Source organism: Streptomyces poriferorum (genome assembly GCF_019399235.1).
In the GTDB taxonomy this organism is placed as follows: Bacteria; Actinomycetota; Actinomycetes; order Streptomycetales; family Streptomycetaceae; genus Streptomyces; species Streptomyces poriferorum.
Genome location: NZ_JAELVH010000414.1, coordinates 1 through 9,791, shown reverse-complemented (window position 1 = coordinate 9,791; position 9,791 = coordinate 1). Strand labels below are relative to the sequence as shown.

The following is a 9,791-nucleotide window of genomic DNA, read 5'->3' as shown; positions in this document are numbered from 1 at the left end:
GGGCGTCTGGGAGGGCCGCGGCGCCGCCCAGGAGTACGTACGCCAGGAGGCACAGGCACTCCACGAGGTCAGCGCGCGCTCGTCCGTCTACCCGGCCGAGGTCCGTACCCGGATCCGTGCGGACGTCGACGCCTACGTCAGCTACGTCGTGCACGAGGAATGGCGGACCATGAGCAAGCACGGCACCCTCAGCGACCGGGGCGGAGTGCTCCTGGACCGGGTACGCGCCGACGTCACGGACTACCGGCCGAAGACGGACCACGAGGGGCAGGCCTACCAGCCGCTGGTCGACCAGGTCGCGGCAGCGGACGACGCCCGGCATGGTGGCCCCTGCGCTCTGCCCCCGTGCGTTGCGGGCGTCGTCTGGTTCGGGCTGATCACCGGGGCGCTGGTGACGGTGGGGCTGATCTTCACCCTGCAGATCCGCCGGACGTTCCGCGAACTCCTGCTGGCCGGTCTCTTCAGCGTACTCATCGCCTTCCTCCTCTTCCTCATCTGGGACTTCGACTCCCCCTTCGGCCGGGGGATCTCGGCCACCGCCGCGCCGTTCCTGGATCTGTTCCCCGGCGCGGCCGGCGGATAGCGGACCTCTCCCCCGGGCGGTGCGCCGCTCGGGGGACAGAGGTGCCCCGAGCGGCGCACTCCGATCGCGGGCGAAATGCACCACTTCTAGCGTTGCCCGCATCGAGGTGCATTTCTGACGCTTTGTGGAAATCCGTTCCGCAGCTGCTCCTCGGGGACCCGGAGGATTCACCATGCGCGCAATACGTGTCACCCCCGTCGCTCTGCTGGGCGCCGCCGCACTCGCCCTCACCGCCCCGGCCGTGACCGCATATGCCGCTACCACGGGCGGGCCGACCACCAACGGGAGCGGGTACACCGTCACGCCTTCGGTGATCGCGCCCGGCGGCCAGGTCACCCTGGCGGCAAGGGGCTGCTCCACCACGGCCACGGCGTCCTCGGGGGTGTTCGACACCGTCAGCATCCCCCAGGGCGGCACCGGCCGGGCGACGGTCGACTCGGACGCCAAGCCGGGCGCCGCCTATGAGGTGACGTTCACCTGCAACACCTCGCCGGTCTCCACGGCCACGGTGAACCTCACGATCAGCGCCGCCACCAGCACACCCACCACGAGCTCGACGAGCTCCGCGGTGTCCACCGCCTCCCCGGCCGGTGTGCAGGGCGGTCTCGGCGGCAGCATCGACAGCATGGACTCCGGCGAGATCGTGGCCGGCACCGCGCTGGCCGTGGCAGCCGCCACCGGCACCGTCTTCGTGGTGCGGCGGCGCAAGGAGAACCGCTCGCACTGACCGGCACCGCCGGCGGAACGAAAGTCGCCCCGGGTCCTCTTGGAGGACTCGGGGCGACTTCGGTTATCGGGCCGGTGGGTGCGTCTCTACGGTCAGAACGCCCCATGGCTCATCCTCCGGCGGCGCATGAAGTACATGCCTCCGCCGAGGGCCGCCGAGGCGACCAGGCCCGCGCCGACGCCCATCTCCGCCGGGCTCGCGGCCATCGAACCGCCGAAGCCGCCCTGCGCGCCGCGGCTGTTGAGCACGGTGAAGCGGTGTCCGGCCGTCCGGTCGGTGCCGTCGCAGCGCACCGTCAGGTTGTAGGAGCCGGGCGTCGCGTCGTTGAAGATCCGGACCCGTGCGTGACCCACCCGGCCCGCCGAAAGCCTCGTGGTGCGGAACGCGTTGGACGAGACGCTGCCGCCCCGGCCGCAGCCCTCGGCGCTGACCTGCATGGCCGCGCCCTGGTGTACGCGCTCGGGGTCGACGGTCACGTTGTTCGGGCCGTTGTTGCGGCCGTTCCCACCGTTACCGCCGTTTCCGCCGTTTCCGCCGTTCCCGCCGTTTCCTCCGTTCCCACCGTTGCCGTTGCCGTTGCCGTTGCCGTTGCCGTCTCCGTTGCCGTCTCCGTTGTCCCAGTCACCCGGGTCGTTCCAGTCGTTCTGGCTGTTGCCGTTGTTCTGGCCGTTGCCGACGTCTCCACCTGCTGCGGCCATCGGGGCACCGAGCCCGAGAGCGGCGACGGCGGTCGCGGCGACAACGAGAGCGCGTGTAGCACGCATCGTTCGAACCTCCAGCGGGAAGCGCCCCGGAGCTCTGTACACCGGGATGGATCGACGAGAACGCCTCCCATGACGAACCCTCACCAGATCCTTGATCCACCGCATTTCGGGACTGCTCCACCCCGGTGATCCGACACACCGGGCGAACACCCTTGAACCTGATGGACGTGCAGGTCACAGACCGTCAGAACTTTTATCCGTCCGCTACTCCGATAAGCAGCCCACCGGGTCGCCGCCACCCGTTCGCGCTTCCCTGAATGCCGCCCGGCCGACCCGCGCCTAGCGTTCCCTTCGTCGCGACGAAGGGAGAACCATGGGCCGGGACAACTGGCGCCCAGAACGGATCAGACACTCGCCGTGGGGCGCACTCGCGCTGGCGATGCTCACCGGTCTCGCGTTGATGCGGAACGGCGCGGACCTCTCACCCGGTCCGCCGCAGCCGGTCGCCGCCACGTCGGTCGGCCACCAGAAGGTCGCCCCGGGGGCCCCGGTGGCCGGCCAGGCCGTGAAGCCGCTGGCGTACGCGCCGGTCGCGCGCGTGGGCATCCCCTCGATCGGGGTCGACGCACCGGTGGTCGACGTGAACCTCGACGCGAACGGCTGGATCGAGACACCGCCCCCGCAGGACCCCAACCTGGCCGGCTGGTACCAGAACGGCATCGCGCCGGGGCAGCTCGGCACCTCCGTCATCGTCGGTCACGTCGACAACCAGGCGGGACCCGCCGTGTTCTACGGACTCGGCTCTCTGAAGAAGGGCAACCGCGTCGAGGTCACCCGCAGTGACGACCGGATCGCCGTGTTCGAGGTCTACGGGGTCGAGGTGTTCTCCAAGAACGACTTCCCCGGCGCCCGGGTGTACGGCGACACGGGACAGGCGGAACTGCGGGTCATCACCTGCGGTGGCGGATACACGAAGGCCAACGGTTACGACGGCAACGTGGTGGCCTTCGCCCGCCTGGTCGAAACCCGCTGAGGCCCTTGCGGCCCGCGGGGCCCACTGGGGCCCGCTGAGGTCGATGAGACCTGGTCGCGACTGCTGACGGGGGACGGACACCGTCCCCCGTCAGCAGTCGTCCCCCACATCAGCGGCGCTGCGGCACCGTGATCCGGTACCCGTCGTCCAGCAGTTCCGGCAGATAGCGGCGCAGCGCCGCCACGCTCTGCGAACGGTTGCCGCCCGCGTCGTGCGAGAGCACCACCACCCCGGGGGCGGCTCCCTCCCTGACCCGGCGGACGATGCTGTCGGTGCCCGGCACGGTCCAGTCCAGGGTGTCCACCGTCCAGGCCATCGGCTCCATCCCCATCGCCGCCCCGATCTCGAACGAGTTCCGGTTCCAGGCCCCGTAGGGCGCCCGGTACCAGAGCGGCGAAGCTCCGGTGATCTTCTCGATCACCTCGCTGGTACGGCCCAGTTCGTCGGTGACGCCGGACCGGGAGAGCTTGGTGACGAGCGGGTGGGTCCAGGAGTGGTTACCGACGGTGTGCCCCTCGTCGGCGATCCTGCGTACCAGGTCCTCGTTGTCGTGGGCCATCTCCCCGCAGAGGAAGAACATGGCCCGCACGTCGTGCTTGCGCAGCGTGTCCAGGATGTGCGGGGTGTAGAGCGGGTCGGGTCCGTCGTCGAAGCTCAGCACCATGGCCCGGCCGATGTCCGGCAGTTCCTCGAAGGGGCGGGTGCGGACCGGTGGCATGGCCGGCCGGTAGTGCGGCGGGTTGCCCGCGGTCATGGGCCTCAGCCGGTAGGCCAGCGGCCGGGTCCGCAGGGCGGCGGCCTGCGGACCGGCCGCGGCGGCCGACGGCGGTGCGGGACGCCGGAACGGGGTGCCCGCGGAGTCCGCCGCGACCAGGCGCACGACAGTGGCGGCACCCAGCCCGGCCGCCAGCCTCAGCAGCGTTCTGCGCATCGGCGGCATCTGATCATTCTTCATGACCAACTGCTCGCACATCCGCTCTGTCACCCCTCTCAACGACACCGGTCACGGAGGGTTTTGCACCCAATGGAGGGAGCGCGCCCGCGCATCCGGCAGCAGCGCGCCGGAGCACTCGGGAGCCCGGAACAGGGTCGCCCGAAGGAGCCGATAGCCTCACTGCCGTGACAGACCAGCAGCCCCACCAGTTCGAACGTGGCACAGACGGCCCCAAAGTGATCGTCGCGGGCCTCGACGGCTCCGATTCCTCCATGCGCGCCGCCGCGTATGCCGCAGGTCTCGCCCGCCGGCAGCGGGCCATGCTCGCCCTCGTCTACGTCCAGCCCGTGCTGACCGCGGGTGCCGCGCTCGGTGCGCCGGTCGGCGATGCGACCGGGGACGTGGCGGAGAGCCTGGTGCAGGAGATCCGGGAGTCGACCGAGCGGATGAAGGACATATGGGATGTGCGCTGGGAGTTCCACACCTTCCGCGGTGACCCGTACAACGGGCTGGTGACGGCGGCGGACGAGCTCAAGGCGGACGCCGTCGTGGTGGGCGCGTCCGAGTCCGCGGGGCACCGGTTCATCGGTTCGGTGGCCGTACGTCTGGTGAAGGCCGGGCGCTGGCCCGTCACCGTGGTCCCGTAGCGCCCCCCTCTCCCAAGGAGTGTCCGCGGCCCCAGTCCTCGCCGCCCGACCGTTCACCGCACCATTCGCCGCTCCGTGCGACCGCTCGTCGCACGGGGCCGCATTTGTCCTGTTCCCCGGGGCGTGAATGCGTTCGTATACGCCAGTCAGCAGCGAGGCGGCAGGGACCTCCGCGGGGAAGGGCGTTCACCATGACCACGACGACGACCGATGACCGGGCACTCGCGGATCTGCAGCGTGAGCACGGACCCGCCCTGTTCCACTTCCTGCTCGGTCTGACGTTCGGCGACCGGCAGCGGGCGGAGGATCTCCTCCAGGAGACGCTGGTGCGTGCCTGGCAGCACCCGGAGGCCTTCGACGGACCCTACGAGTCGATGCGGCCGTGGCTGTTCACCGTGGGCCGCCGGTTGGCGATCGACGCCCGCAGGTCGCGGCTGGCCCGGCCGGCCGAGGTCAGCGACGCGGTGCTGGAGAGCGCCCCGGGCCGGGAGGACACCGCGGAGTCCGCGGCGTCCGCGCTCGATGTGCGCGAGGCGGTCCGCACCCTCAGCCCGGAGCACCGGGCCGTGCTCGTCCAGATCTACTTCCGGGGACTGAGCGTGGGCGAGACCGCCGAGGTGCTCGGGATACCCGCCGGCACGGTGAAGTCCCGTTCCTACTACGCCCTGCGCCTGCTCTCCCGTAACCTCCCCGGCTATTCGAGCAGGTCCTCCTCGGTGAGCAGCGGCAGCAGGGCCGCCGCCTCCGCGACCGCCGCGTAGTCGGCGGCGCAGCGGTCGCAGTTCTGGAGATGCCGGGCGACGGTGCGCGCCTCAGCGGCCGCAAGCGCGTCCAGGACGTAGGCGCCGAGCAACTGCCGCATGTGGGGTCCCTCCTCCGGGTGGCCGGTCATCGCAACCTCGTATCTGTGACGGATCGGGTCCGACGGATCCTGTCCTTCTGGCCACGCGGGGCGCGCTCCCCCGGTTCAATGCTGCGTGTAGGGCCGTACCGAGAACGGAATGGGGCGAGACCGGATGCGTCCGGAACGTCAAGACGGATCCAGTGGCGGCGGGCTGCTGATCCCGATGGCCTGGATGTACGCGGAGTACATCGCCGACGAACTGCTGCGGACCGGCGAACTGATGGAGCCGGCGACTCTGGAGTACCGGGCGGGGCGCGATGCGCTCGCCCTGACCGTGTTCCTCTCCGACGGTGGGGTGGCCGGATCCCTCCCGTCCGCCCGGGTGGACGAGCTGCGGCTGCTGACGGCGTACGGGGCCCCGTGGCGCGGCTGGGTCTGCGCGCGGCTCGACGCGCTGGAGGAGGCGGGCGACACCGGGCCGGACCTGCCTATGGCCCGTGCGGCCTGGCGGTGGCTGGAGGACACCGAACTCCTGGCGGCCGACCTGGACGCGCTCGGTCCGCCGCCGTGGGCGCCCGCCGAAGATTCCGGGGAGGCGGACGAGGAGGGGGCGGCCGCCCAGGTCTGGACACCCGCCTGGCAGCTGGGACTGCCGCTGGGGCACCTCTCGATCCACCTGTACTGAGGGGTCGCCCGCCACCGTCTCAGGAACCGTGCACCCCGGCGCGGTACTTCGGCAGCCGTACGGTGATGCGCATGCCGGCGCCGATGCCCGTCTCGATGACGAGCCCGTAGTCGTCCCCGTACACCTGGCGGAGCCGTTCGTCGACGTTGAGCAGGCCGATGCCGGTGGACTTGCCGCCTTCGCCGCGCAGGATGTGGCGCAGGCGTTCCGGGTCCATGCCGGTGCCGTCGTCCTCGATGACGACCTCGGCCTCGGAGCCGGCGTCCAGGGCGCTGATGGTGATGCGGCTGGAGGTGACGGCCCCTTCGAGCCCGTGCTTGACGGCGTTCTCGACCAGGGGCTGGAGGCAGAGGAACGGCAGGGCGACGGGCAGCACCTCGGGGGCGACCTGGAGCGTGACCGAGAGGCGTTCGCCGAACCGGGCCCGGACGAGGGCCAGGTACTGGTCGATGGAGTGCAGTTCGTCGGCGAGGGTGGTGAAGTCGCCGTGGCTGCGGAACGAGTAGCGGGTGAAGTCGGCGAACTCCAGGAGGAGCTCGCGGGCCTGCTCGGGATCGGTGCGGACGAACGAGGCGATGGCGGCCAGTGAGTTGAAGATGAAGTGCGGGGAGATCTGCGCGCGCAGGGCCCTGATCTCGGCCTCGATGAGCTGGGTGCGCGAACGGTCGAGTTCGGCGAGTTCCAGCTGTACGCAGACCCAGCGCGCGACCTCGCCCGCGGCCCTCGCCAGGACGGCGGACTCGCGCGGGGCGTAGGCGATCAGCGTGCCGAGGACCCGGTGGTCGACGGTGAGCGGCACGGCGACGGCCCAGCGCAGTGGGCAGTCCAGGTCGTCGCACTCGCTGCGGAAGGCGGTGTCGCGGCCGGTGGCGAGGACACCCTGGACCTGGTCCATGATGTGCCGGCCGTGGTGGTCGCCCTCGCCGTCCCAGACGAGGATCCGGTCCCGGTCGGTGAGGCACAGGGCGTCGGTGCCGAGCAGGGAGCGCAGGCGGCGGGAGGCTCTGCGGGCGCTCTCCTCGGTCAGTCCGGCGCGCAGCGGGGGTGCGGCGAGCGAGGCGGTGTGCAGGGTCTCGAACGTGGCGTGTTCGACGGGTGTACCGACGTCGCTGGTGCGGACGGGGCGTGCGGTGCGCCGGCCCGTCAGCAGGCCGCCGCCGAACAGCAGCAGCGCGAGGAGCACGATGACGGCGTATCCGGCCCCGGTCATCGGTGCCTCCCGGTGGTGAGTGCCTCGGGCAGGTGGAAGCGGGTCATGGCGGCGTTGGTGCCGGCGGGTATGCGGCCCGGGGTGGCGAGCGAGACCAGGATCATGGCGAGGAAGCCGACGGGAACGGACCAGACTGCGGGCCAGGCAAGCAGGGCGTGCGGCCAGCCGGGGGGCCGCACCGCTCCGCTGACGGTGATGGCGACGGAGAGCAGCGCGGAGCCGCCGCCCAGGACGAGTCCCGCCACGGCCCCGGGCGGGGTGAGCCGGCGCCACCAGATGCCGAGGACCAGCAGCGGGCAGAAGGAGGACGCGGACACGGCGAACGCCATCCCGACCGAGTCGGCGACCGGGACCCGGCTGACGATCAGCGAGCCGGCCAGCGGGACGGAGATGGCGAGGACGGTGGCCAGCCGGAAGTGCCGTACGCCGCGCGAGGGCAGGACGTCCTGGGTGATGACGCCGGCCACGGCCATGGTCAGTCCGGAGGCCGTCGACAGGAACGCGGCGAACGCGCCGCCGGCGATGAGCGCGCCGAGCAGGTCGCCGCCGAGCCCGCCGATGACCCGAGCGGGGAGCAGCAGTACGGCGGCGTCCGCGTCGCCGCCGTGGATGAGCTCGGGTGCGTACAGCCGGCCGAGGGCTCCGTAGACCGGCGGCAGCAGGTAGAAGACGCCGATCAGGGCGAGGACCGCGACGGTGGTGCGGCGGGCGTCGCGGCCGTTGGGGCTGGTGTAGAAGCGGACGACGACGTGCGGCAGGCCCATGGTGCCGAGGAACGTGGCGACGATGAGCCCGTAGGTGGCGTAGAGCGGATGGTCGGCACGGAAGACGGAGAGCTGCTCGTCGAAGGTGACGCGGGGCCGTCCGTCGCCCTGCCAGGCGAGCACCAGGAAGATGGCGGGGACGAGGAGGGCGGTCAGCTTCAGCCAGTACTGGAAGACCTGGACGAAGGTGATGGATCGCATCCCGCCCGCGGCGACGGCGAGGACGACGACGGAGGCGACGAGGACGTCGCCGAGCCAGCCGGGCGCTCCCGTCAGGATCTTGAGGGTGAGCCCGGCGCCCTGGAGCTGCGGGACGAGATAGAGCCAGCCGGCCCCGACGACGAGGACGCTGACGAGTCTGCGCACCTGCCGGGACTCGAGCCGCCCCTCGGCGAAGTCCGGCAGGGTGTACGCCCCCGAGCGGCGCAGCGGGGCCGCGACGAAGACGAGCAGCACCAGATACCCGGCGGTGTAGCCGACGGGGTACCAGAGCATGTCGGGTCCGTGGACGAGCACCAGGCCCGCGATGCCGAGGAACGAGGCGGCGGAGAGGTACTCGCCGCTGATCGCGGCCGCGTTCAGCCGGGGCCGCACGGTGCGCGAGGCGACGTAGAAGTCGGAGGTGGTGCGCGAGATGCGCAGCCCGAACCCGCCGACGAGGACGGTGGCGAGGACGACGGCGGCGACGGCCGCCACCGCGTACGTGCGGCTCACTGTGCGGAGCGGCCTTCCACGAGCCGGGCGAAGTCGCGCTCGTTGCGCTCGGCGCGGCGCACGTACCACCAGGCGAGCAGCGTCAGCGGCGGGTAGGCGGCGAAGCCGAGGACGCCCCAGACGACGGCCGAGCTGTGCAGTGCCTCGAAGACGAGGGGCAGGGTGCCGACGACGACGGCGAGGCCGGTGAACGCGGTGAGTCCGGCGCGGAGCTGGCTGCGCATCAGCGAGCGGACGTAGGCGCCGCCGAGCGCGGTCTGCTCGTCGATCTCCGACTGGGTGCGGTAGCGCGGCAGCGGACGCACCCGGCGGGACTCCCCCGTCACCACTTCACGCCGGGGCGTTGGCTCTGCGGACATGGGGCCGGAGTGTACGCAGCACCCGACCTCGCTGGGAAGGGGTCCGGGCGCGGGTAGGGCCTGGTCAGCGGCCGGTCTGCCGCATCAGCAGATCGCGCAGCGCACGGGTGTGCCGGCGGCTGACGGCGAGTTCCGCCGTACCGATGCGCACGCTCATGGCGCCCGCGTCCAGGCGCAGTTCGTCGATCCGGCCGAGCGCCACCAGGTGGCGGCGGTGGATGCGGACGAATCCGCGGGTGCGCCAGCGCTCCTCCAGGGTGGTCAGCGGGACACGGACGAGGTGGCTGCCGGCCGCGGTGTGGAGCCGGGCGTAGTCGCCCTGGGCCTCGGCGTACGCGATGTCGTCGATCGGGATGAAACGGATGACACCGCCGAGTTCGACGGGGATCTGGTCGTGCGCGGTGTCGTGCGCGGGTGCGGAGCGGCCGCCGACCTGTTCGGCGACCCGGCGCACTGCCTCGGCGAGGCGTTCGCGGCGCACCGGCTTGAGGACGTAGTCGACGGCCTTCAGGTCGAAGGCGTGCACGGCGAAGCCCTCGTGGGCGGTGACGAAGACGATGAGCGGGGGCGCGGCGAAGCCGGCCAGC

The 9,791-nt window shown here is 71.6% G+C and carries 13 protein-coding genes; 6 read left to right on the top strand and 7 right to left on the bottom strand.

Annotated features, from left to right (window positions below):
* Both JGS39_RS37300 and JGS39_RS37295 read left to right on the top strand, forming a co-directional pair.
* The coding region (locus JGS39_RS37300; protein WP_219574225.1) for a bestrophin-like domain at window positions 1-583 on the top strand (583 nt) is incomplete at its 5' end.
* 172 nt (window positions 584-755) lie between these two features.
* On the top strand, window positions 756-1,310 hold the full coding sequence (locus JGS39_RS37295; protein WP_219574224.1) for a hypothetical protein: 555 nt from the start codon (window positions 756-758) through the stop codon (window positions 1,308-1,310).
* A gap of 92 nt (window positions 1,311-1,402) precedes the next feature.
* On the opposite strand, the gene JGS39_RS37290 is transcribed toward JGS39_RS37295, so the two are convergent.
* Complete coding sequence (locus JGS39_RS37290) at window positions 1,403-2,074, bottom strand: hypothetical protein (RefSeq protein ID WP_219574223.1); 672 nt, start codon at window positions 2,072-2,074, stop codon at window positions 1,403-1,405.
* A gap of 313 nt (window positions 2,075-2,387) precedes the next feature.
* Here JGS39_RS37290 and JGS39_RS37285 point away from each other — a divergent pair, with 313 nt between their 5' ends.
* A complete protein-coding gene (locus JGS39_RS37285) occupies window positions 2,388-3,047 on the top strand; it encodes a class F sortase (protein ID WP_219574222.1) in 660 nt (219 codons plus the stop codon).
* A 109-nt stretch (window positions 3,048-3,156) separates the two neighbouring features.
* Here JGS39_RS37285 and JGS39_RS37280 read toward each other — a convergent pair whose 3' ends face one another.
* Window positions 3,157-4,002 (bottom strand): polysaccharide deacetylase family protein, encoded by an 846-nt coding sequence (locus JGS39_RS37280; protein ID WP_219574221.1) that lies wholly within the window; start codon window positions 4,000-4,002, stop codon window positions 3,157-3,159.
* A 164-nt stretch (window positions 4,003-4,166) separates the two neighbouring features.
* Between JGS39_RS37280 and JGS39_RS37275 the strand changes: the two genes are divergently transcribed.
* Both JGS39_RS37275 and JGS39_RS37270 read left to right on the top strand, forming a co-directional pair.
* Complete coding sequence (locus JGS39_RS37275; RefSeq protein WP_219574220.1) at window positions 4,167-4,628, top strand: universal stress protein; 462 nt, start codon at window positions 4,167-4,169, stop codon at window positions 4,626-4,628.
* Between the two features lie 191 nt (window positions 4,629-4,819).
* On the top strand, window positions 4,820-5,389 hold the full coding sequence (locus tag JGS39_RS37270) for a sigma-70 family RNA polymerase sigma factor (RefSeq protein WP_219574219.1): 570 nt from the start codon (window positions 4,820-4,822) through the stop codon (window positions 5,387-5,389).
* On the opposite strand, the gene JGS39_RS37265 is transcribed toward JGS39_RS37270, so the two are convergent.
* Window positions 5,323-5,520, bottom strand: a complete 198-nt coding sequence (locus JGS39_RS37265) for a zf-HC2 domain-containing protein (protein WP_219574218.1) — start codon at window positions 5,518-5,520, stop codon at window positions 5,323-5,325. The genes JGS39_RS37270 and JGS39_RS37265 overlap by 67 nt on opposite strands.
* Before the next feature lie 124 nt (window positions 5,521-5,644).
* Between JGS39_RS37265 and JGS39_RS37260 the strand changes: the two genes are divergently transcribed.
* Window positions 5,645-6,157, top strand: a complete 513-nt coding sequence (locus JGS39_RS37260) for a hypothetical protein (RefSeq protein WP_219574217.1) — start codon at window positions 5,645-5,647, stop codon at window positions 6,155-6,157.
* 19 nt (window positions 6,158-6,176) lie between these two features.
* On the opposite strand, the gene JGS39_RS37255 is transcribed toward JGS39_RS37260, so the two are convergent.
* The 4 genes from JGS39_RS37255 to JGS39_RS37240 form a co-directional block, all read right to left on the bottom strand.
* The gene (locus JGS39_RS37255) at window positions 6,177-7,367 is read right to left on the bottom strand and encodes a sensor histidine kinase (RefSeq protein WP_219574216.1); all 1,191 of its coding nucleotides are present in this window, start codon (window positions 7,365-7,367) and stop codon (window positions 6,177-6,179) included.
* On the bottom strand, window positions 7,364-8,845 hold the full coding sequence (locus JGS39_RS37250) for a sodium/solute symporter (protein ID WP_219574214.1): 1,482 nt from the start codon (window positions 8,843-8,845) through the stop codon (window positions 7,364-7,366). The genes JGS39_RS37255 and JGS39_RS37250 overlap by 4 nt, the downstream gene beginning before the upstream one ends.
* Window positions 8,842-9,204, bottom strand: a complete 363-nt coding sequence (locus tag JGS39_RS37245; protein WP_219574212.1) for a hypothetical protein — start codon at window positions 9,202-9,204, stop codon at window positions 8,842-8,844. Before JGS39_RS37245 ends, JGS39_RS37250 begins: the two co-directional genes overlap by 4 nt.
* Before the next feature lie 64 nt (window positions 9,205-9,268).
* On the bottom strand, window positions 9,269-9,791 hold a 523-nt coding region (locus tag JGS39_RS37240), incomplete at its 5' end, for a LytR/AlgR family response regulator transcription factor (RefSeq protein ID WP_219574210.1).

Bases quoted from the DNA above. Each gene is read 5' to 3' on its own strand.
- JGS39_RS37245 (WP_219574212.1), bottom strand. From the start codon at position 9,204: ATGTCCGCAGAGCCAACGCCCCGGCGTGAAGTGGTGACGGGGGAGTCC.
- JGS39_RS37260 (WP_219574217.1), top strand. From the start codon at position 5,645: ATGCGTCCGGAACGTCAAGACGGATCCAGTGGCGGCGGGCTGCTGATC.
- JGS39_RS37255 (WP_219574216.1), bottom strand. From the start codon at position 7,367: ATGACCGGGGCCGGATACGCCGTCATCGTGCTCCTCGCGCTGCTGCTG.
- JGS39_RS37265 (WP_219574218.1), bottom strand. From the start codon at position 5,520: ATGACCGGCCACCCGGAGGAGGGACCCCACATGCGGCAGTTGCTCGGC.
- JGS39_RS37295 (WP_219574224.1), top strand. From the start codon at position 756: ATGCGCGCAATACGTGTCACCCCCGTCGCTCTGCTGGGCGCCGCCGCA.
- JGS39_RS37285 (WP_219574222.1), top strand. From the start codon at position 2,388: ATGGGCCGGGACAACTGGCGCCCAGAACGGATCAGACACTCGCCGTGG.
- JGS39_RS37280 (WP_219574221.1), bottom strand. From the start codon at position 4,002: ATGAAGAATGATCAGATGCCGCCGATGCGCAGAACGCTGCTGAGGCTG.
- JGS39_RS37270 (WP_219574219.1), top strand. From the start codon at position 4,820: ATGACCACGACGACGACCGATGACCGGGCACTCGCGGATCTGCAGCGT.
- JGS39_RS37290 (WP_219574223.1), bottom strand. From the start codon at position 2,074: ATGCGTGCTACACGCGCTCTCGTTGTCGCCGCGACCGCCGTCGCCGCT.